Genomic DNA, 25,924 nt, shown 5'->3' with positions numbered 1-25,924 from the left:
CAAGGAGACGACCGGTGGTCAGCAGCGAACAGCGTCGGCGCCAGCTCGCGCGCGAGAAGTTCGAGCGGCAGCAGCAGCGCCGGGAGGCAGCACGGCGCAAGGCCAGGCGCCGTAACACCGTCATCGCGGCCGCTCTCGCGGTGGTCGTGGCGGCGGGCGGCGCGGCCTTCGCCACGGGCGCCTTCTCCGGCGACGGCGACAAGAAGCCGGACGCCGCTTCCCCCTCGGACAGCCCGTCCGCGCAGCCCAGCGCGTCGCCCGAGCCGAAGATGGCCGTCGACGCGAAGGCCAAGTACGACATGTCGCTGAAGACCAACGACGGCGAGATCAAGATCGCGATGGACGCGGCCAAGACCCCGCACACCGTGAACTCGTTCAAGTACCTCGCCGACAAGGGCTTCTTCAACAACACCAAGTGCCACCGGCTGACCACGCAGAACATCTACGTGCTCCAGTGCGGCGACCCGCAGGGCACCGGCCAGGGCGGCCCCGGCTACACGATCCCCGACGAGAACCTGACCGCACTCGGCAAGGCGGGCGCGGACGGCTCCGTGACGTTCCCGGCGGGCACCGTCGCGATGGCCAATACCGGCCAGCCTCACTCCGGCGGCAGCCAGTTCTTCCTGGTCTACAAGGACACCAAGCTGCCGCCCAGCTACACGCCGTTCGGCATGATGGACGCGGCCGGCCTCAAGGCCGTCGAGGACGTCGCCAAGGAGGGTGTCGAGGGCGGTTCGGGCGACGGGGCGCCCAAGAAGGCCGTCACCGTCGAGAAGGCCGCCGTCACCAAAGAGTGATGCCCCCGGGCGCCCGGCACCGAGCGTGAACCGCTGAATTCGGCCGCGCTGAGTGCGGACAGCCGGGCGGCCGGTCGCCTAGATTGGCGTTGTGCAGCGCGGGCTCGTACGCGCTGTGGAGGGCGGGCGAGACCCGCCGGGAAACTGTGGACGATGCCCCGGGGGACGAACCCCCCGCGCAGGCATCATGTGGAGGAGGCGCTGTGAGCAGCGACCCGTGGGGCCGCGTCGACGAGACGGGCACCGTGTATGTGCGTACAGCCGAGGGCGAAGTGGTCGTCGGATCGTGGCAGGCGGGCTCTCCAGAGGAGGCCCTGGCCTACTTCGAGCGCAAGTACGAGGGCCTGGTTGTCGAGATCGGCCTCCTCGAACGGCGGGTGAAGACCACCGACCTGTCGGCGAAGGACGCGCAGACCGCGATCGCCCATCTGCGTTCGCAGGTGGACGAGCATCACGCCGTCGGTGACCTCGACGCGTTGCGGGGACGCCTCGACAAGCTCGTGCAGACCGTCGAGTCGCGCCGCGAGGAGCGCAAGGTCCAGAAGGCCAAGCAGACCGACGAGGCCAAGCACGCCAAGGAGGCGCTGGTCGCCGAGGCCGAGGAGCTGGCGCAGAGCGAGCAGTGGCGCTCGGCGGGCGAGCGGCTGCGGGCCCTGGTGGACACCTGGAAGGGTCTGCCGCGCCTGGACCGCAAGTCCGACGACGAGCTGTGGCACCGCTTCTCGCACGCCCGCTCGGCGTTCTCCAAGCGCCGCAAGGCGCACTTCGCGTCGCTCGACGCGCAGCGCGAGGACGCCCGCAAGGTCAAGGAGAAGCTGGTCGTCGAGGCCGAGGCCCTGTCCGGGTCCACGGACTGGGGTACGACGGCGGCGCGCTACCGCGATCTGATGGCGGACTGGAAGGCGGCGGGCCGCGCCCAGCGCGAGGCCGAGGACGAGCTGTGGAACCGCTTCCGCGGCGCCCAGGACGTCTTCTTCGCGGCGCGCAGCGAGGTGTTCGCGGAGCGTGACGCCGAGCAGACCGAGAATCTGAAGCTCAAGGAGGAGCTGGCCGTCGAGGCCGAGAAGATCCTCCCGGTGACCGACCTGAAGGCGGCCCGCGCCGCGTTCCGCTCGGTCAACGAGCGCTGGGAGGCCATCGGCCACGTACCCAGGGACGCGCGTCCCAAGGTCGAGGGCCGGATGCACGCCGTGGAGCGGGCGATCCAGGAGGCCGAGGAGGCCGACTGGCGTCGTACGAACCCGGAGGCGCGGGCGCGTGCCGCGGGCCTCACGGGCCAGCTCCAGGACGCCGTCGACAAGCTGCAGAAGCAGATCGACGCGGCCCGCGCGGCCGGCAACGACGCGAAGGCCGACAAGCTCGGCCGCGAGCTTGAAGGCCGCCAGGCCCTCCTCGACCAGGCCCTGAAGGGCCTGGAGGAGTTCGGCGGCTGACCCGCCGTGGACACGTCACGGCCCGGACCGCATCCGTGCGGTCCGGGCCGTTTCGCGTCTACCGGATGGCGGCGCCCTCGTGCTCGGCGATGTCCAGGGCGTGCCTGAGGACTTCACAGGCCTCGATGTGATTGCCGGATTCCTGGAGCAGTTCGGCCAGCCGGCGGCAGACGAGCACGGCCTCTGGCCCGTACATCTTGTGCACGCGCTGGAAGGCGGACTCCAGGATCTCGATGGCTTCCTTGTTCTGTCCGGTCTCTGCGAGCAGTTCCGACAACTCGAGCTGTACGGCGAGGAGTTCACCGGATCCCTTGGTGGTCTGCTCCTCCAGGGCGAGGCGCAGCACCGGCAGCGCGTCCTTGATCGTGCCCTCCGCCCGCAGCAGCCGGGCCAGATTGAGGCCGGTGGCGACCATCGCGGCACGCACGTCGGCCTGCAGGACGGGCCCGGCCGGGACGCTCCGGGCGGAGCGGGCTCGATTGCGGGCCAGGGGCAGCCGGCCGACCCCGTTCTCCTGCGAACGCTGCGGCAGGGGGCGGTTCTTGGCGCGCAGCCGCTCGTCGAGGACGCGGTACAGCGTCTCCAGATCGATGAGTTCGGGGCCGTCCGGTACGCCGTCGCGCAGAATCCCGAGGAGTTCCCCGGTGAAGGCGGTGTGCCGCTCGCCGTCGGGGGCCAGCGCCACCCGGTCGCGCGGCGAGGCCGTCAGTACGTACGCGCCGTCGACGGCCGCCTGTGCGGCCAGTACGTCGTCGCCGCCCAGGGCACGTGCGGCCCGGCCGCTGAAGCAGCAGTCCAGGATGACGATCTTGCGGCGGGCCCGGGAGGCCCGCAGGACCGCGCGCAGGTGCTGGTAGGCAACGGCGGTGTAGCCCATGTTCTCCCGGGAGTCGCCGAGGGCCAGATACAGATCGGCGGACTCGGCGTCGCGCATGCCGTGCCCCGCGTAGTACACGAGCAGGGTGTCCGTGGCCTCGCCGGCCGCCTGGTGCACGGGGTCGAGCATGGCGGCCACGCTCGGTGGATCCGCGACGACGACACAGTGCTGCACGGGCAGGCCCCAGACGGTGGCGTCGCACAGCTCGCGCCCCAGGTCCACCAGGTTCGTCTCGACCGCAGCGAGCTGGGCAAGGTGCCGGTAGGAGGCCGTGCCGATCAGGACGGCACGCGAGAGACTCGGGTCAGGCAGCGCCGCCGCCATCGGGCTCCCCGTCCTGGTCTATGACGGGCGGTTGCCGGTCGAGGAGTTCCACCACCCTGCGCAGCGTCTCGGCATCACCGGCACTTTCCGGGGACACCTCCACGCGCAGTTCCCCGCGGCTGAGGACGAGGGCCGGCGCACGGTTGCGGGCGAGCTGCCACTGGAGCACGGAGACGACGAACGACGCGGTGGACAGACCACTGCCCAGGGCGAGTTGAAGGATGTCAAAGCCTCCGGCGCCCATGTGTTCCGCGACCGGATCCGCAGGGTCGGCGAACCGGCCGCGTACCGCACCGGCGAGCGTCTCGTCCTCGTGCAGCCAGCGCCGCAGGGACCGCAGGGCGTTCTCGGCGTCCGCACCTCGGTCCGCCGACGCCAACTCCACGCAGACGTCAGTCACTTACCGCTCCTTTGCGACGGTCGACATACTTGTTCACCCGGGCAAGGAGCTCCAGAGCCTCTCGCCCCGCGTCCAGCCTGGCCAGGCATACAGCTTGCCAGTACTGGCTTGTCAGCGTGGTCGGATGGTCGGGGCCGAGATGGGCGACACATACCGGCACGACGGTCGCCAGCATCCGGGCGGCCGACTCGAGTTCGCCTCGCTGGACGAGGGTGACCGCCTCCCGCTGCCGGGACAGAGCCGTCTCGCGGGTCATGCTGCCGAGCACCATGCGCCGGGTGTTGTCGCTGAGCGTCGGGGGCCCCGCACCGAGGGAGAGGGCCGGGGCGGGCTCCACCGCCCACACGGGGTTCTCGGGTGGAAGGGCGGGCGCCACGGCCTCGTCCCATGTGTACTCGGGCCCCTTCTGCAGTCGCACGCCCCGGGCCGTCCGTACGGCCTGGTCCCGCAGGAGCCTGCCGAGCAGATCGGTCACCACCTCCTGGCCGCCGGCGGACAGCGGCACGAGCGCCTCCACCACCTCGGCCGTGCCGCGCGGCCGCTCGGCCGCGTCCTGCGCGCACAACCGGTCGACCAGACGGGCCAGTTCAGCGGGTGGCCCCAGCGTGCGCCCCGCGAGGCGGGGGATGCCGGGACCCAGCGCCCGCTCCACGACGGCCCCGACGTCGACGGCGGGGCCGAGCGGGCTCTCTCCCGTGAGCATGAAGTACATGCAGGCCCCCAGTCCGTACAGGTCGGCCGCTGTGTCGGCGAGCCCGCCCTTCATGGCCTCCGGCGCCATGAACTGCGGAGAGCCGAGCACCACGCCGGTAGCCGTGATCGCCCGTTCGCCCGCGAGACGGGCGAGACCGAAGTCGTGCAGCACGACGCGGCCGTCGCGGGTGAGGCCGACGTTCGAGGGCTTGATGTCCCGGTGCATCACCCCGGCCCGGTGCGCGGCGGAGAGCGCCTCCGCCATGCCCAGAGCGATCCAGCACGCGGCCCGGACCGGCAACTGGCCCGTGGAGCCGACCAGGTGGGCGAGGTTGCGCCCGTCGAGGATCTGCATCACCAGATACGCGACCCCCCGGTGGACCCCGCTGTCGTACAGCGTGACGACACCGGGGTGCTCGATCCTCGCCATCGCGCGCGCTTCCCGCCGGAACCGGTCGACCTCCTCGCCGACCGGTTCCATTCCGCCGACGGCGGTCAGGAGCTTCACCGCGACCCGCCGGCCCAGCTGCATGTCCTCGGCCTCGTAGACCTCGCCCATGCCACCGCGGCCCAGGAGTCCCACCAACCGGTAGCGCCCTTCGACCAGATCGCCCCGCGCCATGACATCTCCCCCGTGAACTCGCCCTGGGGAAAGGCTAGTTCACGGTCGGCGCGCCGAGGTCACGCGGTACACGTCGTACACGCCCTCCACGCCCCGGACCGCCTTCAGTACGTGACCGAGGTGCTTGGGGTCGCCCATCTCGAAGGTGAAGCGGGACGTGGCGACGCGGTCGCGGGAGGTCTGTACGGCGGCCGAGAGGATGTTGACGTGCTGGTCGGACAGGACGCGGGTGACGTCGGAGAGGAGGCGCGAGCGGTCCAGGGCCTCGACCTGGATGGCGACCAGGAAGACCGAGGACTGGGTCGGCGCCCACTCCACTTCGAGAATCCGCTCGGGCTGCTGGGACAGCGAGTCCACGTTCACGCAGTCCGCCCGGTGCACCGAGACGCCGCTGCCCCGGGTGACGAAGCCGATGATGGGGTCGCCGGGGACGGGCGTACAGCAGCGGGCGAGCTTGACCCAGACGTCGTCGACGCCCTTGACGACCACGCCCGGATCCGCGTTCTTGCGGCGCTTGCTGCGGCCCCGCGAGGGCGGCGCCGACTCGGCGATGTCCTCGTTGGCGGCCTCCTCGCCGCCGAGCGCCTGCACCAGCTTCTGGACGACGCCCTGGGCGGCCACATGACCCTCGCCGATCGCCGCGTACAGCGAGGAGATGTCGGGGTAGCGCATCTCGTGGGCGAGGGTGACCAGCGAGTCGCCGGTGAGGATCCGCTGGATCGGCAGGTTCTGCTTGCGCATGGCGCGCGCGATGGCGTCCTTGCCCTGCTCGATCGCCTCGTCGCGGCGCTCCTTGGAGAACCAGGCGCGGATCTTGTTGCGGGCGCGCGGCGACTTGACGAAGCCGAGCCAGTCCCGCGAGGGGCCCGCACCGGCCGCCTTGGAGGTGAAGACCTCCACCAGGTCGCCGTTGTCCAGGGTCGATTCAAGCGGGACCAGGCGTCCGTTGACCCGTGCGCCTATGGTCCGGTGGCCGACCTCGGTGTGCACGGCGTACGAGAAGTCGACCGGGGTCGAGCCGGCCGGGAGCGCGATGACGTCGCCCTTGGGCGTGAAGACGAAGACCTCGTTGCGCGACAGGTCGAAGCGCAGGGACTCCAGGAACTCGCTGGGGTCCTCGGTCTCCTTCTGCCAGTCGAGCAGCTGGCGCAGCCACGCCATGTCGTTGAGGTGGTCGTCCTTGCCGGTCTTGCGCGGCACGTCGGTGCGCACCTTGGAGGCGCCGGCGACGGCCTCCTGCTTGTATTTCCAGTGCGCGGCGATGCCGTACTCGGCGCGCCGGTGCATGTCGAACGTACGGATCTGGAGCTCGACCGGCTTGCCGTTGGGGCCGATTACCGTCGTGTGCAGCGACTGGTACATGTTGAACTTGGGCATCGCGATGTAGTCCTTGAACCGGCCGGGGACCGGATTCCATCGCGCGTGGACCGTGCCGAGGGCCGCGTAGCAGTCGCGGACCGTGTCGACAAGGACCCGGATGCCCACCAGGTCGTAGATCTCCGCGAAGTCACGGCCGCGGACGATCATCTTCTGGTAGACGGAGTAGTAGTGCTTCGGGCGGCCGGTGACGGTCGCCTTGATGCGGGCCGCGCGCAGGTCGGACTGGACCTCGTCGGTCACTATGGCGAGGTACTCGTCGCGCTTGGGGGCGCGCTCGGCGACCAGGCGCACGATCTCGTCGTACATCTTGGGGTAGAGGATCGCGAAGGCGAGGTCCTCCAGCTCCCACTTGATCGTGTTCATGCCCAGGCGGTGGGCGAGCGGCGCGTAGATCTCCAGGGTCTCGCGCGCCTTCTTCTCCTGCTTCTCGCGCTTGAGATACCGCATGGTGCGCATGTTGTGCAGGCGGTCGGCGAGCTTGATGACCAGGACGCGGGGGTCCTTGGCCATGGCGACGACCATCTTGCGTACGGTCTCGGCCTGCGCGGCGTCGCCGAACTGCACCCGGTCGAGCTTGGTGACGCCGTCGACGAGCAGCGCCACCTGGTCGCCGAAGTCACGGCGCAGGGTGTCCAGGCCGTACTCGGTGTCCTCGACGGTGTCGTGCAGCAGGCCCGCCATCAGGGTGGCCGGATCCATGCCGAGCTCGGCGAGGATCGTCGTCACCGCGAGGGGGTGCGTGATGTACGGGTCGCCGCTCTTGCGCTTCTGGCCGCGGTGCCAGCGCTCGGCGACCTGGTAGGCACGCTCGACCTGGCGCAGCGTCGCCGTCTCGATCTTGGGGTCGTTGCTGCGCACTATCCGCAGCAGCGGTTCGAGCACCGGGTTGTACGCGGAGGAGCGCTGTACGCCAAGCCGGGCGAGGCGGGCACGCACCCGGTTGGAGGAGCCGCCGCCGGAGCGCGACACGGAGCCGGCCGGCACCACGGGCTTGGCGACCGGCGCCGGGGCGGGTGTTTTGGCCGGTGCCTTGGCCGGCGCGCCCTCGGGCGCCGCGGGCTTCGGCTTCGCCGCGGGCTCGGGGGGCGTGGCCGGGGCCGCCGCGGGCTGTGCGGCCTGCTCCTGGTCGGGCTGCGCGGCGGAGAGTGGCTGGGCCTCGTCTGGCAAAAGCGCTCCTCTGGGGGTCCCCCCGGACGGGGTCTGGGGGAGGGTCCGGGTCCCCCGGTCAGGCCCGGAAGTACCCATGGTATCGAGCCAAGAGCCTCCGCTCGCCCTCGGCCGGTGTGACGGCTCTGCCTGGAGAAACACCGGAGGCGGGCACCGGATTCCTCCGGGCCCGCCTCGGCGGTGTTCTGCTGCCTGCTCAGACCGTGATCAGGGCGTCCAGCGGGGCGCCGCGCAAGGCGCTCTCCAGGCGCTCCCGGCCGCTGAGGAAGCTGAGCTCCATCAGGACCGCGACACCCGCGACCTCGGCTCCGGCCCGGCGGATCAGCTCCAGGGAGGCCTCGGCGGTGCCGCCGGTGGCGAGCACGTCGTCGATGACCATGACGCGGTCGCCCGCGCTGAGGTCCTCGGCGTGCACCTCGATCTCCGCGGTGCCGTACTCCAGCTCGTACGCCTGCTTGAGCGTCGCTCCGGGGAGCTTGCCCGCCTTGCGTACGGGGATGAAGCCGATCCCGGCGCGGACCGAGACGGGGGCCGCCAGGATGAAGCCGCGCGCCTCCAGGCCGACGATCTTCGTCGCGCCGTGCTGGACGCACAGCGCGGCGAGCGCGTCGGTGAGGGCCGTGAACGCCTCCGGGTCCGCCAGGAGCGGGGTGATGTCCTTGAACATCACGCCCGGCTTCGGATAGTCCGGCACGTCACGGATGCGGCTGAGCAGCAGCCCCACGGTCTCGGTGGAAACGCTGGTCATCGGCGCTTCCCCCGGTTGTTGCGGTTCGGCTGGCGGCGCTGGCCGACGACCGCACCGGCGGGCGCCGCGTCGTCGTCATCCGCGTCCTCGAACGGCGCCTCGTCCTGCGGCTCCGCGCTCTCGCCCTTGGCGGCGGCCGCGGCGCGCTTGGCGAGCACCCGCTTCTTGAGGGCCTTCATCTCCGGCATGGTCTCCTTCAGGTCGGCGACCAGCGGAGTGGCGATGAAGATCGAGGAGTACGCACCGGCCGCGAGGCCGACGAACAGCGAGAGCGAGATGTCGTTCAGCATGCCGGCGCCGAGGACGCCGCCACCGATGAACAGCAGGCCCGCGACCGGGAGCAGCGCCACGACCGTGGTGTTGATGGAGCGGACCAGGGTGCCGTTGAGGCTCTTGTTCGCCATCTCGCTGTAGGTGACGCGGGTCTGCTTGGTGATCCCCTTCTGGCCCTCCTTGAGTCCGTCGAAGACGACGACGGTGTCGTAGAGGGAGTAACCGAGGATCGTGAGCAGACCGATCACCGTGCCCGGGGTGACCTCGAAGCCGACCAGGGCGTAGATGCCGACCGTGATCGTGAGGTCGTGGATCAGGGCGACCAGGGCCGCGAGCGCCATGCGCCACTCGAAGGCGATGGCGAGGTAGATCACCACCAGGATCATGAAGACGATCAGGCCGGTCCAGGCCTTGTTGGCGATCGTCTCACCCCAACTCGGGCCTACCAGATCGGCGTTGATGTCGTTCGCGTTGACCTTCAGGTCCTTGGCGAGCTGCGTCTTGATCTGGTCGGACTTGGCGGTGTCGACCCCGCCGATGGTGATGCGGATCGTGCCGTCGCCGAGCTTCTGGGCGATGGCGTCGTGTCCGGACGCGGCCTTGGCCGCGCCCTCCGCCTGCGAGGCGGAGACCGAGGTCTTGGGCGTGGTGAAGACCGCGCCGCCCTGGAACTCGATGCCCATCGTCAGACCCCGTACCGCCAGGCCGACGATGGCCGTGATGGTGATCAGGATCGAGATGCCGTACCAGATCTTCCGCTTGCCGACGAAGTCGTAACCGACCTCACCGCGGTACAGCCTGGCGCCGAGAGTGCCGAGCTTCGACATCTCACGCCTCCTTCGGGGTGTCGACGGGGGCGGAGGTGGTGCGGCGGGCGCGGCGCAGCGGGGGCTTGGCGCCGAGCCGCTTCGGGTCCAGACCGGACCAGGGGTGGCCGCTCGCGAAGAACTTCCTGCGGGCGAGGATCGTCATCACCGGCTTGGTGAAGAGGAACACCACGACCACGTCGAGCAGGGTGGTCAGGCCCAGCGTGAACGCGAAGCCCTGGACCTTGCCGACGGTGACGATGAACAGCACCGCCGCGGCCAGGAACGACACGAAGTCGGAGACCAGGATGGTGCGCCGGGCGCGCGGCCAGGCCCGCTCGACGGCGGGACGCAGGGTGCGGCCCTCGCGGATCTCGTCCCGGATGCGTTCGAAGTACACGATGAACGAGTCCGCGGTGATGCCGATGGCGACGATCGCACCGCAGACCGCGGGCAGGTTCAGCGCGAAGCCGATGCCCGGGCCGAGCAGCGCCATGATCGTGTAGGTCAGGATCGCCGAGACGACGAGGCTGAGGATGGCGATCAGGGCGAGGCCGCGGTAGTAGGCGACCAGGTAGATGATGACCAGCGCGAGACCGATGGCACCGGCGATCAGACCGGCGTGCAGCTGGTCGGCGCCGAGGGCCGCGGTCACCGTGGTGACGCTCTGCTCCTGGAAGGTGAGCGGCAGCGCACCGTAGGAGAGCACGTTCGCCAGGTCCTGCGCGGTCGTCTGGTTGAAGTTGCCGGAGATCTCGGCGGAACCGCTGAGCGTGGTGCTCACGGTGGGGGCCGAGACGACCTGGTTGTCCAGCGCGATCGCGAAGCGGTTGTTCGGGTACTGCTGCTGCGACAGCTTGCCGGTGATGGCCGCGAACTTCTTGGAGCCGCCGCCGGTGAAGTCCATCTGAACGATCCACTGACCGTTCTGCTGGTTGATCACGGCCTGCGCCTTGGAGACGTCCGTGCCGTCGACCTCGGCCGGGCCGAGGATGAACTTCTCCGCGCCGTCCTTGTCGCACGCCACGGTCGGCTCGGTGGACTTGGCGCCCTCGCCGGCCTTGGAGCGGGCTTCCCTGGTGGAGCAGTCGAGCGCGGCGAACTGGGCCTGGAGCTTGGCCGCGGCCGCCGCGTCACCGGAGGAGGCAGACGGGTTCGGCGTGGGGCTGCCCGGCTTGCTCGCGCCGGGCGTGGGCGAGGCCTTCAGCGCGTCGGAGAGCGCACGGCCCTTGGGCGAGCCGGAGGCGCTCGGCGCGCCGGACGGCGTGCCCTTGCCGGAGGCGCTGGGGGCGCCCGAGGGGGTGGGCTTGCCGCTGGTCGAGGCGCTCGGGGAAGCGCTCGGGGTGGGAGCCGCGGTGGGCTGGGCGGTCAGGACCGGCCGGAAGTACAGCTTGGCGGTCTGGCCGACCTGCTGGCGGGCCTGCTCGGAGTTCGTACCCTTGGGGATGTTGACAATGATGTTGTCGCTGCCCTGGGTCTGAACCTCGGACTCCGTCACACCAAGGCCGTTGACACGCCGCTCCATGATGGAGACCGCCGTGTCCATGTTCTTCTTGTTGATCGCCGACGCCTGGCCGGGCTCCGGCTTGGCCTTGAGCGTGATGCTCGTACCACCCGCGAGGTCGATCCCCAGCCTCGGAGTGGTGTTGTGGGAAATGAACATCCCACCGGTGAGCGCGACCATGGCGATGAGGATCAAGGCCAGGGCACGGCCCGGCTTGCTCTGACCCCCCGCCGCCGGCCTTCGGCCCTTGTTCGGTGCTGCCACCTTGTCGTTTCTCCCTGTCCAACCACCCTGCGCCGGGTATGCGCGTGGGCGGCCACGAAGTGTTGTGGGGACGTCCCCCGCGGAAGTGGGCGCGCTCCGGGGACCGCCCGCGCCGGTCGGGCGCCGTGCGGTCCCGGTGCGTGACTACTTCGCGTCGGCCCCGCCGTCGGCCTTGCCGTCCTTGCCGTCCTTGGGCTCGGCGGCGTCCTCCGCCTCGTCCTTCTTGCCCAGGTCGATCTTGGCGTCCTTGCCGTCCTTGATGCCGGCAGCCTCGGCGTCGGCCTCGGCGGCCTCGGTGGCCTCGGTCAGCGAAGAGGCGTCGTCCGGCACCGCCGGGAGCTCCTCCTCGGTGTCGCCGTGCACGATGCGGTTGTACTCCGCGTCGTCCAGGACCGCGCCGATGGCGTTCTTCGCGTAGACGGCGTGAACGCCGGGCGCCACCTCCAGAAGTACGGTCTCGTCACCGACTTCCTTGACGGTCGCGTACATGCCCCCAATGGTGCGGACACCGGTGCCGGGCTGCATTTCGTTGCGCATGGCCGCGGCCGCTTGCTGCTTCTTCTTCGCCGACCGCGTCATCAGGAACATGGCCCCGATGAGCACGATGAAGGGGAGGAGGGTCACGAGACTCACGGGGGGAACTTCCTTCGCACGACCGCGACGGATCGCGGCCTGATCTTCGGGGGTGGGTACGCCAACCTGGAAGGGCGGCATCGGCGGAGTCTAAGCGAGTCCGCACAGATGGAACAACGCCCAGCATCCCACCGGGGTTCCTCGGGGTGCGACCCTCCGCGCCGTCACGCCCCGAAGAGACCCTGTTGTCCGCTTCCTGCCGCGCCACCGCCCTGCTGCGGCGGTACGAGGCCGAGGTGGGCCCATGCGGCGGGCGTGGCCACCCGGCCGCGCGGGGTGCGGGCGAGCAGGCCCTCGCGGACCAGGAAGGGCTCGGCCACCTCCTCCACCGTTTCGCGCTCCTCCCCCACCGCGACCGCCAGTGTGGACAGGCCCACCGGGCCCCCGCCGAACAGCTTCAGGAGGGCCTGGAGGACGGCCCGGTCCAGGCGGTCCAGGCCGCGGGCGTCAACCTCGTACACACCGAGTGCCACCGAGGCGATCTCCGGGGTGATGACGCCGTCCGCCTTGACCTGGGCGTAGTCGCGGACGCGGCGCAGGAGGCGGTTGGCGATGCGCGGGGTGCCCCGCGAGCGGCCCGCGATCTCGGCGGCGCCGCCGGTGTCGATCTCCACGTCGAGCAGGCGGGCCGAGCGGTGGATGACCCGCTCCAGCTCGGAGGGCTCGTAGAACTCCATGTGCCCGGTGAAGCCGAACCGGTCGCGCAGCGGGGGCGGCAGCAGGCCGGCCCTGGTCGTGGCGCCGACCAGGGTGAAGGGCGGCAGCTCCAGCGGGATGGCGGTGGCGCCGGGGCCCTTGCCGACGATGACGTCGACCCGGAAGTCCTCCATCGCCATGTAGAGCATTTCCTCCGCGGGCCGCGACATCCGGTGGATCTCGTCGAGGAAGAGGACCTCGCCCTCCTGGAGGGAGGAGAGGATCGCGGCGAGGTCGCCGGCGTGCTGGATGGCGGGGCCGCTGGTGATGCGGATCGGGGCGCCCATCTCGGCCGCGATGATCATCGAGAGGGTGGTCTTGCCGAGGCCGGGGGCGCCCGAGAGCAGCACGTGGTCGGCGGTGGCGCCGCGGGCGCGGGCCGCGCGCAGGACCAGGTCGAGCTGCTCGCGGACCTTCTCCTGGCCGACGAATTCGTCCAGGTCCTTGGGGCGCAGGGCGGCTTCGACGGCGGTGTCCTCGCCGTCGGCGTCGGCCCCGACGAGGCGGTCACCGGCCGTCGCGGACAGATCCGCCGTGTCGGAGCTGTCTTCCCAGTTCATGACGTGTGCCTCGGATCGTGGTCGCGATGGATGGTGCGGGTGGTACGGGTGTCCGGTCGGCCAGGACCTCCCGGGCTCAGCGGGCGCGGTTCAGGGTCTGCAGGGCGGCCTTGAGCAGGGCCCCGATGTTCGGCTGGTCCGAGGCCTCTGCCTGCGGGGCCACGGCGGTGACCGCCTCGTCGGCCTCGCGGGTCGCGTAGCCGAGGCCGATGAGGGCCGCGTGCAGCTGGTCGCGCCAGCCCGAGGTGACCGGCGCGCCGACCGCCGGGGCGTTGCCGACGGGCGCGCCGAGCCGGTCCTTCAGCTCGATCAGGAGCTTCTGGGCGCCCTTCTTGCCGATGCCGGGCACCGCGGTGAGCGCCTTCTCGTCGCCGGTGGCGAACGCGCGGCGCAGCGCGTCCGGGGTGTGCACGGAAAGCACGGCCTGGGCGAGCCGGGGGCCGACGCCGTTGGCGGTCTGGAGCAGCTCGAAGACCTGCTTCTCGTCGTCGTCCGCGAAGCCGTACAGGGTCAGCGAGTCCTCCCGCACGACCAGCGACGTGGCGAGTTTGGCGTGCTGGCCGACGCGCAGTTCGGCCAGGGTGTTGGGCGTGCACTGGAGGGCCATGCCGATGCCGCCGACCTCGACCACCGCGGTGTCGGGAGCGAGGGCGGCGACCGGGCCGCTGACGAAGGCGATCATCGGGTGACCTTCCGTACGGAGTGCTGGGCGTGGGCCTGTTGGAGCCGGTTGAGCGCGGGGGCGCGCCAGATGTGGCAGATCGCGAGGGCGAGCGCATCGGCGGCGTCGGCCGGTTTGGGCGGGGCGTCGAGCCGGAGGAGCCGCGTCACCATGGCGCCGACCTGCGCCTTGTCGGCCCGGCCGCTGCCGGTGACGGCGGCCTTGACCTCGCTGGGCGTGTGCAGGGCGACGGGGATGCCGCGCCGGGATGCGCACAGCATGGCAACCGCACTGGCCTGGGCGGTGCCCATCACCGTACGCACGTTGTGCTGGCTGAACACCCGCTCCACGGCGACGAATTCGGGCCGGTGGGCATCGAGCCACTCCTCGATGCCGCGCTCGATGGCGACGAGGCGGTGGCCCAACTCGGCGTCCGCCGGGGTCCGTACGACGCCGACGCCGAGCATCGTCAGGGGCCGGCCCGCGACCCCTTCGACCACGCCGACGCCACACCGGGTCAGCCCTGGGTCCACCCCCAGTACGCGCACGGCCCCTCCCCTCGGTGATCTTTGACCTGCTGCCAGGCTATCCGCTGTCACTGACAACGGCGGCGGGCCGATGGGACGTGTCCCATCGGCCCGCCGGAACCGCTCACATCGTGGCGGTGCTACGCGTCGACCTTCTCCATGACCTCGTCGGAGACGTCGAAGTTGGCGAAGACGTTCTGCACGTCGTCGCTGTCCTCCAGCGCGTCGATCAGCTTGAAGATCTTCCGCGCGCCCTCTTCGTCCAGCTCGACCTGCATGGTCGGGACGAAGTTGGAGTCGGCCGAGTCGTAGTCGATGCCGGCCTCCTGGAGCGCGGTGCGGACCGCGACCAGGTCGGTTGCCTCGGAGATGATCTCGAAGGACTCACCGAGGTCGTTGACTTCCTCCGCACCCGCTTCCAGGACGGCGTCCAGGACGTCGTCCTCGGAGAGCCCGGCCTTGGGCAGGACGATGACGCCCTTGCGGTTGAAGAGGTACGAAACGGAGCCCGGGTCGGCCATGTTGCCGCCGTTGCGGGTCATCGCGACACGTACGTCGGATGCGGCACGGTTGCGGTTGTCGGTGAGGCACTCGATGAGCACCGCGACACCGTTCGGGCCGTAACCCTCGTACATGATCGTCTCGTAGTCGGCGCCGCCCGCCTCGAGACCGGCACCGCGCTTGAGCGCGGAGTCGATGTTCTTGTTGGGCACCGACTGCTTCTTGGCCTTCTGTACGGCGTCGAAGAGCGTCGGGTTGCCGTCGATGTCGGCGCCGCCGGTGCGGGCCGCGACCTCGATGTTCTTGATCAGCTTCGCGAAGAGCTTGCCGCGCTTGGCATCGATCACGGCCTTCTTGTGCTTCGTCGTAGCCCATTTAGAGTGGCCGGACATCTGCCTGTCTCCTTCGCGTAACCCATTCTGCGTCGTTCGGCAGAGATCCTACCGGGACCGAGTCACACTGCGGCGCGCACCATGTCCACGAACAGCGCGTGCATACGGTGGTCGCCCGTGAGCTCGGGGTGGAACGAGGTCGCCAGCGCGTTGCCCTGGCGTACGGCGACGATGTGGCCGCCGTGCTCGGCGAGCACTTCGGTCTCGGCGCCGACGGACTCGACCCAGGGCGCGCGGATGAACACGCCTTCTACGGGGCCGACGCCCAAAACCTCCACGGTCGCCTCGAACGACTCGTTCTGGCGGCCGAAGGCGTTGCGGCGGACGATCATCTCGATGCCGCCGATGGTCTCCTGGCCCGAACGCGGGTCGAGGATCTTGTCGGCGAGCATGATCAGCCCGGCGCAGGTGCCGTACACGGGCATGCCCGCGCGGACCCGCTCGCGCAGCGGCTCCAGCATGCCGAACAGCACGGCCAGCTTGGAGATGGTGGTGGACTCGCCGCCGGGTATGACCAGGCCGTCCACCTCGGCGAGCTCCTCGGGGCGCCTGACCGGCCTGGCCACGGCGTCCGCCGCGGCCAGGGCGATGAGGTGCTCCCGTACGTCGCCCTGGAGGGCCAGGACACCGATCACGGGGGTGTTCATGATGGGACTACCAGCCGCGGTTGGCGTAGCGCTCGGTCTCGGGCAGGGTGTCGCAGTTGATGCCGACCATGGCCTCGCCCAGGTTGCGGGAGGCGTCCGCGATGATCTTCGGGTCGTCGTAGAAGGTGGTGGCCTTCACGATGGCGGCGGCGCGCTTGGCCGGGTCGCCGGACTTGAAGATGCCGGAGCCGACGAAGACGCCCTCGGCGCCGAGCTGGCGCATCAGCGCGGCGTCGGCGGGGGTGGCCACGCCACCGGCGGAGAACAGCACGACGGGAAGCTTGCCGAGCTCGGAGACTTCCTTGACCAGCTCGTACGGGGCGCGCAGCTCCTTGGCGGCGGCGTACAGCTCGTTGTTGTCGAAGCCGCGCAGCTTGGCGATCTCGTTCTTGATCTGGCGCAGGTGGCGGACGGCCTCGACGACGTTGCCGGTGCCGGCCTCGCCCTTGGAGCGGATCATGGCCGCGCCCTCGGCGATGCGGCGCAGGGCCTCGCCCAGGTTGGTGGCACCACACACGAACGGCGTCGTGAAGGCGAACTTGTCGCTGTGGTTGACCTCGTCGGCCGGGGTGAGGACCTCGGACTCGTCGATGTAGTCGACGCCGAGCGACTGCAGGACCTGGGCCTCGACGAAGTGGCCGATCCGGGACTTGGCCATCACCGGGATGGAGACCGCGCCGATGATCTCCTCGATCATGTTCGGGTCGGACATCCGGGCCACGCCGCCGTCCTTGCGGATGTCGGCCGGAACCCGCTCCAGGGCCATGACGGCGACGGCGCCCGCGTCCTCGGCGATCTTCGCCTGCTCGGCGTTGACCACGTCCATGATCACGCCGCCCTTGAGCTGCTCGGCCATGCCGCGCTTGACGCGGGCGGTGCCGAGGGCGGGGCTGTCGGACTGGGGGGTGCTGGAAGGCGTGCTGGACACGGAGCGACCTCACTGAGTGAAGAAGGGATTCTGCTGCCCCGAGAGAACCCTGGACAACCAGTCCACATCAAGGGCCAATGCATACCCGGTGGATCGTTTTCCCCGGTCAGCCGTTCCAAAGGTGCCTCAGGATCACGTCCCCGGCCGGTCGGCCAGTGCCGTCGGCGGCTCGTCGTCCATTTCGAAGGCCAGCGGGAACGGAGCATGGCCCGCAAGGCGGAACCAGCGCACCGTACGGTGCCTGCGCAGCGCCCTCGCCGCCCGTACGGCGTCATTGTGGAAGCGCCGCGCCATCGGCACCCTGCGCACCGCCTGCGCCAGCTCCTCGGCGGCCTCCACACCGCCCGGCGCCTCCCGTACGGCCTCCATCTGCGCGGGCTCCCCGAAGACCGCCCGCAGCGCCTGGCTGAGCTCGCTCTCGGCGACCTCCCGGTGCTCCTCCTCCGCCTGCCGTGCCGCGTGCGCGGCCTCGTACAGGACGATCGAGGCGGCCGGGTCGAGCACCCCGCTCGTGGCCAGTTCCTGGGTGACCGAGGCGCGGCGCAGCAGTTGGGCGTCCAGGGCGGCGCGGGCCGCGTCGATGCGGGTGTGCAGCCGGTCGAGCCGGCCGGCGGTCCAGCTGAGATAGAGGCCGATCGCGACGAGGGCGACGACGATCCAGATGAGGGTTACGGTCACGGGCCGCAAGGCTACCGGGGCGCCGGGGGCGGCCGTCCCGCCCGGGGGACGGGCCCGCTCTTGGAAGGCGGGGTGCCGTAGGGAAGGCTGGATCCCTTGATACGGGCCGATCGGACAGGCAGGGGGAACGGGCTGTGAAAGCACGCCAGTTGGTGACCGGGAGTATGGCGGGAGCTGCGGTCCCGCGCGACGCGGCACGGCGGATCGCCGAGGTGCTCGGCGGCCGGGACGCGCGGGTCGAGCACGGGGACGGCTGGGCGCACACCCGGTTCACGACCGGCGGCCAGGGCGTGCCGCTCGGCGTCGACGTGGTGGCCGACACCCGCCGTCCGCCGACCGGCATCGCCTTCCTGCTGCCCGGTGGCGGGCTCAATTTCGCCGCGAACTTCTTCACTCCGCGCGACCACAACCTCGCCCACCACCTGCGGGGCACGGGCCGGCTGGTGGTGGGGATCTCCCCGCGCGAGGACCTGGCCCCGGCCGCGGACATCACGGCCGACCGGGGCCTCGCCGCACACGCCCGCGACGCCCGCTCGGTGATCGACGCCGTGACCGGGGTCCTTCCGCTCCCCCACCAGTTCGTGGGCCACTCGGCCGGGGCCGTGCTCGCCCTGGACCTGGCGTCCACGGACACCTCGCACCGGCTGCGCCGGGTGGTCGCCCTCGACACGACGGGCCCGTACACAGGTGATCTCGCGGTACGCGCCGCACAGTCGCGCACCGCGCTCCAGGGGCTCATCGACCAGGGCGCCTACGTCAACGACCCTGGCCTGAAAGGGCTGTTGGGGCGTGCCGTGGCCGATCCCGGCGGAGCGAGCGCGGTGCCGTGGCCGCCCGGCCCCTCGGCCCGGTTCACCAACGCGGGGCTCGCGCACTTCGCGCTGATCCGCACGAGTTCACTGCCCGGGCTCACCAACTGGATCTACCGGCAGGGCTTCAGCGCGGGGACGTACGCGTTCGGGGCGAGCCCCGCCGAGGACCGGTTCGCGCTCGACCGCACCCCGCTGGGGGTCTGGGCCGGGGCGACCGCCGCGCTGGGCAGCGGGCTCGTGCCGAACGCGCTGCTCCGCGACCTGATGTCGGTGTGGGCCGCCGACGGCACGGGGTACGTCATCGACTGGGCGGCGATCCGGGCCGAGGTGGTCTGGGTCAACATGGAACTCGGCCGGGGCGACCACCCCCGGGGCGCCGAGCTGATCCGGGCCGGCGGCAGCGACCGGGTCGGTTTCCGCGTGGTGGCGGGCTACGGACACGGCGACCCGGTGTGGGGCACCGCGGCCGCAGCCGACGTGTGGCCGCTGCTGACCCCGGCCTGACACGGCGGGCCCGGACCCGGCCCGACAGCACCCGGCGGCGATGCGCCCCGGGGCCTCACTCCCCCAATCCGGCCGGAGTTCAGTCCCTGGCCAGCCCGAACCGCGCCCGGAATCCGGTGCGTTCGTCCGTGGCCACCGCCGCCGCCCCGTGCGTCACCGTCTCGTACACGGCGAGAATGTCCGCGCCGACCGTCGCCCAGTCGAACCGCCGCACATGGGCCGAACCGCGTTCGCTCAGGCCCGCGCGGCGCGCCGGGTCGGCGAGCAGGCGTACGGCCGCCGAGGCGAGCGCGTCGGCGTCCTCGTTGGCGAAGAGGTCGCCCGCCGCGCCCTGGTCCAGGACCTGCGCGAAGGCGTCCAGGTCGCTGGCGAGGACCGCGGCACCCGCCGACAGCGCCTCGACCAGGATGATCCCGAAGCTCTCGCCGCCGGTGTTGGGCGCGACGTACACGTCCACGCTGCGCAGCAGCCGCGCCTTGTCCTCGTCGCTGACCATGCCCAGGAACTCGACCCGCGAGCGCATCTCGGGCGGCAGGGAGGCGACCGCCTCCTCCTCGTCGCCCCGGCCCGCGACGAGCAGCCGGGTCTCCGGGCGCTCGGCGAGGATCTTGGGGAGCGCCTTCATGAGGACCGGCAGGCCCTTGCGGGGCTCGTCGATGCGCCCTATGAAGCCGAGGGTCTGGCCCTGCCACTCCTTCTTCGGCTCGGCCTTCGCGAAGAAGTCGACGTCGACGCCGTTGGGGATCACCACCGCGTCGCCGCCGAGGTGTTCCACCAGGGTGCGCCGCGCGTACTCGCTGACCGCGATGCGCGCGCTGATCTTCTCCAGGGCGGGCTGCAGGATCGGGTACGCCGCGATCATCGCGCGCGATCGGGGGTTGGAGGTGTGGAACGTCGCCACGATGGGACCCTGCGCCGCCCAGCACGAGAGCAGCCCGAGCGAGGGCGAGGCCGGCTCGTGGATGTGGATGACGTCGAAGGTGCCGTCGTGCAGCCAGCGCCGCACCCGCGCGGCCGACAGGAACCCGAAGTTGAGCCGCGCCACCGAGCCGTTGTACGGGACCGGGACGGCCCGGCCCGCCGAGACGACATAGGGCGGCAGCGGGGTCTCGTCGTCGGCGGGGGCGAGCACCGAGACCTCGTGGCCGAGGCGAATGAGGTGCTCGGCGAGGTCCCTGATGTGGAACTGGACGCCGCCGGGGACGTCCCACGAGTACGGGCAGACGATGCCGATCTTCACGGCCGTCGCTCCTCGAGGTCGGCGAGCCACAGCCGTTGCAGCATGTGCCAGTCCTCCGGGTGGTCGGCGATTCCGGTGGCGAAGGCATCGGCCAGCGCCTGTGTCATCGAGGACGTCTTGGAGGCCCGGTCACCTGTCTCGGGCACCTCGATGGGCGGGTGGACCCGGCCCTTCATGATGGGCGAGTCGTCGTACCAGAGCGTCACCGGAAGCAGCAGCGCGCCGGTCTGCTGGGCCAGCATGGCCGGTCCGGCGGGCATCCGGGTCGTCTCGCCGAAGAACTTGACCTCGACGCCGGACGCCGACAGGTCGCGGTCGGCGACCAGGCAGACCAGGCCGCCCGCGCGCAGCCGCCGGGCCAGCGTGCCGAAGGCGGAGCCGCCGACGTGCGGCAGGACCTCCATGCCGAGGCTCTCGCGGTAGGCGACGAAGCGGTCGTACAGCGTCTCGGGCTTGAGGCGCTCGGCGACCGTGGTGAACGGGGTGTCCAGCTTGGTGGTGACCCAGGCGCCCGCGAGGTCGTAGTTGCCCATGTGGGGCAGGGCGAGGACGACTCCGCGTCCGGACGCGAGGCCGTCCACGAGGTGGTGGACGTCCTCGGGCTCGAAGCCGCTCGCCATCCGGTCCTTGCTCCACGACGGCAGCCGGAAGGACTCCATCCAGTACCGCATGTAGGAGCGCATGCCGGCCTGCGAGAGGGCCGCGAGCCGCTGCGGGGTGGCGTCGGGAACGACGCGCGCCAGGTTGGACTCCAGGCGCAACACGCTCTTGCCGCGCCGCTTCCACACCTGGTCGGCGATGCGCCGGCCGAGCCCGTTGGCGACGGGTTCCGGCAGCTTTTTGACGGTGGCCCAGCCCAGGCCGTACAGCGCGTCGGTCAGCCTGTCCTTCATGCGCCCGCCTCACCGGCCGCCTGCGCGTCGGCCTCGGCGGACTCCCGGCGGACCGTCACCACGCGCTGGATCAGCGTGACGAGGCTGCCCACGGCCACGATCCACAGCGCGATGGGCAGCAGCACCTGGATGCCCGGCACACCGAACGCGTGCAGTCCGGCCAGGCCCGCGGCGACCAGCGAGATCACGAGCCGCTCGGCCCGCTCCACCAGGCCGTTGACCGCGACCGGCAGCCCGATCGCCTCGCCGCGCGCCTTGGTGTACGACACCACCTGGCCGCTGGCCAGGCAGAAGATGGCCACCGCGCACAGCGCGTTGTCGTCGCCCTGCCCGGCGTACCAGAGGGCGAAGCCGCCGAAGATCGCGCCGTCGGCGACCCGGTCGAGCGTCGAGTCGAGGAAGGCGCCCCAGCGGCTGGAGATCCCGGCCTGGCGCGCCATGTTGCCGTCGACCAGGTCGGAGAAGACGAAGAGGGTGATGACGATGGTGCCCCAGAAGAACTCTCCACGGGGGAAGAAGACCAGCGCACCCGCCATCACTCCGGCCGTACCGATGAGGGTCACCGCGTCGGGGCTGACTCCGCGGCGGAGCAGAAATGCGGCGAACGGCGTGAGGACACGCGTGAAGAATGCACGCGCGTACTTGTTCAGCATGGCCTTCCCGAGGGGTCGGTGTGGCCGCGCGGCCCCTGCTGGCCACCGGCCGACCCATCGTAGCCACGACTGCGCGGCCGCACCGCCGGGCACCCGCCGCGTGACCGGCGGGCCACTGTCCGCGTGCGATCCCGTACGACGTATGGACGCACAGTGACCGGAGTGGAAAGCTCGAATTACCGCGGGCGTCGCAGATGCCGCCTCCGCACGCGGAGTCCGCGTGTCCGCGCCCCCCTCACCACCTCACCGCGCACGAAACCGGGAGGAACGGACATGGGCGACAAGGCAAACGCACACCCCGGGGCCGCCGGCAGGGCTACAGCGGCCGACCACCCCTCATCCGTACGGAACGTGGTGCTGGTCGGCCACACCGGATCCGGGAAGACCACGTTGGTGGAAGCGCTCGCGCTGGCGGCGGGGGCCGTCAACCGCGCGGGCCGGGTCGAGGACGGCGGGACCGTCTCCGACTACGACGAGATCGAGCACCGGCAGCAGCGCTCCGTACAGCTGTCGCTGGTTCCGGTCGAATGGGGCGGTTTCAAGATCAATATCTTGGACACCCCCGGATACGCCGACTTCGTCGGGGAACTCAGGGCCGGTCTGCGAGCGGCGGACGCGGCGCTCTTCGTCGTCTCGGCGGCCGACGGCGTGGACGGCTCCACCCGGATGGTCTGGGACGAGTGCGCGGCCGTCGGGATGCCGCGCGCGATCGTGGTCACGCACCTGGAGGCGGCCCGCGCCGACTTCGACGCGATGACCGGGATCTGCGCCGAGGCCTTCGGCGGCGACGACCCCGACGCGGTGCTCCCGCTGTACCTCCCGGTGCACGGCCCGGCCGGCCCCGACGGGCACGCGCCGGTGACCGGCCTGACCGGGCTGCTCTCGCAGCGGGTCTTCGACTACGAGTCCGGCGAGCGCAAGGAGACCCAGCCGGACGCGGCCCAGCTCCCGCTGATCGAGGAGGCCCGCAACCGGCTCATCGAGGGGATCATCGCGGAGAGCGAGGACGAGACCCTCATGGACCGCTACCTCGGCGGCGAGGACATCGATTTCAAGACGTTGGTCGCGGACCTGGAGCGGGCGGTGGCGCGCGGCACCTTCCACCCGGTCCTGGCCGCAGCTCCGGCCGCCGAGGGTGCCAAGCAGGGCCTCGGCACGATCGAACTCCTCGAACTCATCACGGGCGGCTTCCCCTCCCCCCTGGAGCGGGCGGCCCCCGAGATCACGACCCCGCAGGGCAAGCCGCGCCCGACGCCCTCGTGCGCGGTCGAGGGCCCGCTGGTCGCCGAGGTGATCAAGACCTCGTCCGACCCGTACGTGGGCCGGATCAGCCTGGTACGGGTCTTCTCCGGCACCCTGCGCCCCGACGAGACGGTGCACGTGTCCGGCCACGGCATGGAGGACCGCGGCCACGAGGACCACGACGTCGACGAGCGGATCGGCGCGCTGTCCTCGCCCTTCGGCAAGCAGCAGCGCACGCTCACCAAGTGCGTCGCGGGCGACCTCGCGTGTGTGGCCAAGCTGTCCCGGGCCGAGACCGGCGACACCCTGTCCGGCAAGGACGACCCGCTCCTGATGGCCCCCTGGGACATGCCCGACCCGCTCCTCCCGCTGGCCATCGAGGCGCACAGCAAGGCCGACGAGGACAAGCTCTCGCAGGGCCTGTCGCGCCTCGTCGCCGAGGACCCGACGATGCGGCTCGAACAGAACCCGCACACCCACCAGCTGGTCCTGTGGTGCCTGGGCGAGGCCCACAAGGAGGTCGCCCTGGAGCGGCTGCGCAGCAGGTACGGCGTCCAGGTCGACGTCGTGCCGCACAAGGTGTCGCTGCGCGAGACGTTCGGCGCGAAGGCGGCGGGGCGCGGCCGGCACGTCAAGCAGTCCGGCGGCCACGGCCAGTTCGCGATCTGCGAGATCGACGTGGAGCCGCTGCCTCCGGGCAGCGGCATCGAGTTCGTGGACAAGGTGGTCGGCGGCTCGGTCCCGCGCCAGTTCATCCCGTCCGTGGAGAAGGGCGTACGGGCCCAGGCGGCCAAGGGCGTGGCCGCGGGGTATCCGCTGGTCGACGTGCGGATCACGCTCCTGGACGGCAAGGCGCACTCGGTGGACTCCTCCGACGCGGCGTTCCAGACCGCCGGCGCGCTCGCCCTGCGGGAGGCGGCCGCCGAGGCCCGTATCCATCTGCTCGAACCGGTCGCCGAGGTCCAGGTCCTGGTCTCCGACGACTACGTGGGCCCCGTGATGAGCGACCTGTCCGGCCGCCGCGGCCGGGTGGTCGGCACCGAACAGGCCGGCCCGGGCCGCACGCTGGTCCGCGCCGAGATCCCGGAGATCGAGATCGGCCGGTACGCGCTCGACCTCAGGTCCCTCTCCCACGGCACCGGACGGTTCAGCCGGAGCTACGCCCGGCACGAGCCGATGCCGCCCCAGCTCGCCGACAAAATTCGCGAACAGGCAGAAGAAGGGCGATAATTGACAGAGCATCAGAATGCCGCCCACCACAATCTCCTTGCGGTGGGCGGCATTCCGACGTCCCCTGACGGGCAGCCTGTGACCCCGATACGCTGTGGTCCCAGCTCAGCAGGTGTGCGGGGTACGGCAGTCGGGAACGTGTCGCAGAGCGACGGTGTGCGGCGATGGGGGCGGCAGTGACGACGGAAGAGCCATTCTTCGACTTCTTGCCCAGGCCACAGGTGCCGCTCCAGGGCTCCGCCGGCCAGACGGCCGCGACCCAGGCGCTCGCCTCGGCCGCGTACCGGGACAGCCCGGTCGAGGACATACTCAAGGCCAACAGCGAATGGCACGAGTCAGAGGTGAAGAAGGGCAAGCTGTCACTCTTCGAACCCAACCTCGGCGAGGCCTTCTCGCGCGCCGTGCAGTCCCGGATGCTCGGCGCCACCCGCAAGGGCATCATCCAGTCCTTCGGCACCGAGCCCGGGACCATCGTCGAGCACTGTCTGGCCTCGATCCGCATCCGCAAGGAGCGGGACACCAGACTCACCCTGGTCATGGTCGTGTTCGGGCTGCTCTTCCTGCCCGGCCTGCTGCTCTGGCTCGGCCTCTTCCAGCTGCGCCGCACACTGGCCGGGGCCAAGGACCGGCGGGCCGGCGCGCTCGGCACCATCCTGCTCGCGGCGGCCGGCATCCTCGCCGTGATCTTCCTGATCAAACTGCCCTTCCACGGCTTCCTCGCCCTCTACCTGCGCGCGATGATCGTGGCCCCGATCGTCGGCTGGTACTGGTCGAAGCTCATCTGCGAGAAGACCGCGCGGGACCTGCGCTCGCGCTGGGACAGCCTCCTGGGCGGCGGCGGCATCGGCGCCAAGATCCCCGAGGCGGTGCCCAAGAGCTCGGCGGCGGGCTCCGCGGAACAGCTGCGCCAGTCCCTGGTCAAGCTGGCCGCCGAGGACCAGAGCAACATCGTCTTCTACGCGGGGCCCAAGGGAATACTGGGCATGGGCACCCGCTGGGGCAGCTGGCAGCTCGCCGAGGAACTGGAGCCCAAGGAAGCCGGCAAGGAAATCCACGGCTTCCGCAGCTGGGACGTCATACGGGCCATCCAGGACCGCCTCCAGCTCCTGGAGCGCGGCCCCCTGCACACCGGCGGCTTCCCCACCCCGTCCATCAAGAACTGGGTGGTCTCACCCATCGGCGAGGGCGCCAAGGAGGTGTCACGGCCCAGCGGCCAGGACATCGACAACTTCCAGGTACGCGCCCACGAGATCCAGCGGATCTGCAACGAGCAGCAGTTCTCCAGCGGCAACCGGCACTACCTCGGCGTCCAGTTCACGCTCTGGGACGGCCAGTTGGTCATCACCATGATGGTCACCGTCACCGTGCTGCACGAGACGCTGCGGATCGAGGTGACCGGGCATGCGCTCGGCCCGGTCCACGCCCTGTTCACCACCAAGCCGGCGCCCAAGACCAAGGAGGTCGACAAGACCTTCAAGTTCTGGGAGAAGAAGACGATCCCGCTCCCCCTGGTCGACGCCACCGAAGTGGTGCGCCTGGCCGCGCGGGCTCCGCTGACCTGGTACCCGCCGCTGCTCGACTACCTGGGCGGCAAGATAGCGCTGCCCGAGCCGTTCGGCCTCCGGCACGCCTGGGCCGACAAGCCCTGGCGCCACCGCTTCATGGCCGACGACGCGATGCGGGCCGCCACCCCCGTGCTGCGGGTGGTGCACTCCGCCGCCATGAAGGTGCTGGACGAGCACGGAGTGAACACCGACCGCTTCACCAACCGCTCGATGATCCTCAGCGGCATGGTCCAGGACGCGGCCCCGAGGAAGGCGGACCTGTACGACGCGTAGG

23 protein-coding genes are annotated in these 25,924 nt (G+C 70.9%); 5 read left to right on the top strand and 18 right to left on the bottom strand.

What is annotated here, in order from left to right:
* The first annotated feature begins 14 nt into the window (after nucleotides 1-14).
* Together IE206_RS12705 and IE206_RS12700 are read left to right on the top strand one after the other, a co-directional pair.
* On the top strand, nucleotides 15-797 hold the full coding sequence (locus tag IE206_RS12705) for a peptidylprolyl isomerase (protein ID WP_189962207.1): 783 nt from the start codon (nucleotides 15-17) through the stop codon (nucleotides 795-797).
* A 203-nt stretch (nucleotides 798-1,000) separates the two neighbouring features.
* Entirely contained in the window at nucleotides 1,001-2,230 is a 1,230-nt protein-coding gene (locus IE206_RS12700; protein WP_189962206.1) for a DUF349 domain-containing protein, read from the top strand.
* A gap of 58 nt (nucleotides 2,231-2,288) precedes the next feature.
* Here IE206_RS12700 and IE206_RS12695 read toward each other — a convergent pair whose 3' ends face one another.
* The 15 genes from IE206_RS12695 to IE206_RS12625 all read right to left on the bottom strand — a co-directional run bounded on the left by IE206_RS12695 (nucleotide 2,289) and on the right by IE206_RS12625 (nucleotide 17,511).
* Nucleotides 2,289-3,431 (bottom strand): caspase family protein, encoded by a 1,143-nt coding sequence (locus tag IE206_RS12695; RefSeq protein ID WP_189962205.1) that lies wholly within the window; start codon nucleotides 3,429-3,431, stop codon nucleotides 2,289-2,291.
* Nucleotides 3,412-3,831: an effector-associated constant component EACC1 gene (locus tag IE206_RS12690; RefSeq protein WP_189962204.1), complete on the bottom strand. Its 420-nt coding sequence runs from the start codon at nucleotides 3,829-3,831 to the stop codon at nucleotides 3,412-3,414. Before IE206_RS12690 ends, IE206_RS12695 begins: the two co-directional genes overlap by 20 nt.
* Nucleotides 3,824-5,146: a serine/threonine-protein kinase gene (locus IE206_RS12685; protein ID WP_189962203.1), complete on the bottom strand. Its 1,323-nt coding sequence runs from the start codon at nucleotides 5,144-5,146 to the stop codon at nucleotides 3,824-3,826. The genes IE206_RS12690 and IE206_RS12685 overlap by 8 nt, the downstream gene beginning before the upstream one ends.
* 39 nt (nucleotides 5,147-5,185) lie before the next feature.
* Entirely contained in the window at nucleotides 5,186-7,693 is a 2,508-nt protein-coding gene (locus IE206_RS12680; protein ID WP_189962202.1) for a RelA/SpoT family protein, read from the bottom strand.
* Nucleotides 7,694-7,889: 196 nt separating this feature from the next.
* Nucleotides 7,890-8,441: an adenine phosphoribosyltransferase gene (locus IE206_RS12675; protein ID WP_189962201.1), complete on the bottom strand. Its 552-nt coding sequence runs from the start codon at nucleotides 8,439-8,441 to the stop codon at nucleotides 7,890-7,892.
* Nucleotides 8,438-9,541, bottom strand: a complete 1,104-nt coding sequence (gene secF / locus IE206_RS12670) for a protein translocase subunit SecF (RefSeq protein ID WP_189962200.1) — start codon at nucleotides 9,539-9,541, stop codon at nucleotides 8,438-8,440. Before secF ends, IE206_RS12675 begins: the two co-directional genes overlap by 4 nt.
* A 1-nt stretch (nucleotide 9,542) precedes the next feature.
* Complete coding sequence (secD, locus tag IE206_RS12665) at nucleotides 9,543-11,288, bottom strand: protein translocase subunit SecD (protein ID WP_189962199.1); 1,746 nt, start codon at nucleotides 11,286-11,288, stop codon at nucleotides 9,543-9,545.
* 144 nt (nucleotides 11,289-11,432) lie between these two features.
* Nucleotides 11,433-11,921: a preprotein translocase subunit YajC gene (gene yajC, locus IE206_RS12660; protein ID WP_189962198.1), complete on the bottom strand. Its 489-nt coding sequence runs from the start codon at nucleotides 11,919-11,921 to the stop codon at nucleotides 11,433-11,435.
* Between the two features lie 164 nt (nucleotides 11,922-12,085).
* Entirely contained in the window at nucleotides 12,086-13,177 is a 1,092-nt protein-coding gene (gene ruvB / locus IE206_RS12655; protein ID WP_189962197.1) for a Holliday junction branch migration DNA helicase RuvB, read from the bottom strand.
* 76 nt (nucleotides 13,178-13,253) lie between these two features.
* Nucleotides 13,254-13,859: a Holliday junction branch migration protein RuvA gene (ruvA, locus tag IE206_RS12650; protein WP_189962196.1), complete on the bottom strand. Its 606-nt coding sequence runs from the start codon at nucleotides 13,857-13,859 to the stop codon at nucleotides 13,254-13,256.
* Nucleotides 13,856-14,386: a crossover junction endodeoxyribonuclease RuvC gene (gene ruvC, locus IE206_RS12645; RefSeq protein WP_189962195.1), complete on the bottom strand. Its 531-nt coding sequence runs from the start codon at nucleotides 14,384-14,386 to the stop codon at nucleotides 13,856-13,858. The genes ruvA and ruvC overlap by 4 nt, the downstream gene beginning before the upstream one ends.
* A 119-nt stretch (nucleotides 14,387-14,505) precedes the next feature.
* Complete coding sequence (locus IE206_RS12640) at nucleotides 14,506-15,258, bottom strand: YebC/PmpR family DNA-binding transcriptional regulator (protein ID WP_189962194.1); 753 nt, start codon at nucleotides 15,256-15,258, stop codon at nucleotides 14,506-14,508.
* A gap of 62 nt (nucleotides 15,259-15,320) precedes the next feature.
* A complete protein-coding gene (gene pdxT / locus IE206_RS12635) occupies nucleotides 15,321-15,905 on the bottom strand; it encodes a pyridoxal 5'-phosphate synthase glutaminase subunit PdxT (RefSeq protein WP_189962193.1) in 585 nt (194 codons plus the stop codon).
* A gap of 7 nt (nucleotides 15,906-15,912) precedes the next feature.
* Nucleotides 15,913-16,833, bottom strand: a complete 921-nt coding sequence (pdxS, locus tag IE206_RS12630) for a pyridoxal 5'-phosphate synthase lyase subunit PdxS (RefSeq protein ID WP_189962192.1) — start codon at nucleotides 16,831-16,833, stop codon at nucleotides 15,913-15,915.
* Between the two features lie 132 nt (nucleotides 16,834-16,965).
* Entirely contained in the window at nucleotides 16,966-17,511 is a 546-nt protein-coding gene (locus IE206_RS12625; RefSeq protein WP_189962191.1) for a LemA family protein, read from the bottom strand.
* 164 nt (nucleotides 17,512-17,675) lie between these two features.
* Here IE206_RS12625 and IE206_RS12620 point away from each other — a divergent pair, with 164 nt between their 5' ends.
* Nucleotides 17,676-18,827: a hypothetical protein gene (locus IE206_RS12620; protein ID WP_189962190.1), complete on the top strand. Its 1,152-nt coding sequence runs from the start codon at nucleotides 17,676-17,678 to the stop codon at nucleotides 18,825-18,827.
* 79 nt (nucleotides 18,828-18,906) lie between these two features.
* On the opposite strand, the gene IE206_RS12615 is transcribed toward IE206_RS12620, so the two are convergent.
* The 3 genes from IE206_RS12615 to pgsA are packed head-to-tail and all read right to left on the bottom strand — an operon-like array spanning nucleotide 18,907 to nucleotide 21,613.
* A complete protein-coding gene (locus IE206_RS12615) occupies nucleotides 18,907-20,067 on the bottom strand; it encodes a glycosyltransferase family 4 protein (RefSeq protein WP_189962189.1) in 1,161 nt (386 codons plus the stop codon).
* The gene (locus IE206_RS12610; protein WP_189962188.1) at nucleotides 20,064-20,960 is read right to left on the bottom strand and encodes a phosphatidylinositol mannoside acyltransferase; all 897 of its coding nucleotides are present in this window, start codon (nucleotides 20,958-20,960) and stop codon (nucleotides 20,064-20,066) included. Before IE206_RS12610 ends, IE206_RS12615 begins: the two co-directional genes overlap by 4 nt.
* Nucleotides 20,957-21,613 (bottom strand): phosphatidylinositol phosphate synthase, encoded by a 657-nt coding sequence (gene pgsA / locus IE206_RS12605; RefSeq protein ID WP_189962187.1) that lies wholly within the window; start codon nucleotides 21,611-21,613, stop codon nucleotides 20,957-20,959. Before pgsA ends, IE206_RS12610 begins: the two co-directional genes overlap by 4 nt.
* Before the next feature lie 273 nt (nucleotides 21,614-21,886).
* Between pgsA and IE206_RS12600 the strand changes: the two genes are divergently transcribed.
* Together IE206_RS12600 and IE206_RS12595 are read left to right on the top strand one after the other, a co-directional pair.
* Nucleotides 21,887-24,085, top strand: a complete 2,199-nt coding sequence (locus tag IE206_RS12600) for an elongation factor G-like protein EF-G2 (RefSeq protein WP_189962186.1) — start codon at nucleotides 21,887-21,889, stop codon at nucleotides 24,083-24,085.
* A 164-nt stretch (nucleotides 24,086-24,249) separates the two neighbouring features.
* On the top strand, nucleotides 24,250-25,923 hold the full coding sequence (locus tag IE206_RS12595; protein WP_189962185.1) for an AbeC-like domain-containing protein: 1,674 nt from the start codon (nucleotides 24,250-24,252) through the stop codon (nucleotides 25,921-25,923).
* The last annotated feature ends 1 nt before the right edge of the window (nucleotide 25,924 follow it).

Source organism: Streptomyces violascens, from assembly GCF_014649955.1.
In the GTDB taxonomy this organism is placed as follows: Bacteria; Actinomycetota; Actinomycetes; order Streptomycetales; family Streptomycetaceae; genus Streptomyces; species Streptomyces violascens.
Note: the sequence above shows the minus strand (reverse complement) of the source record. Positions and strands in the feature narration are given on the sequence as shown.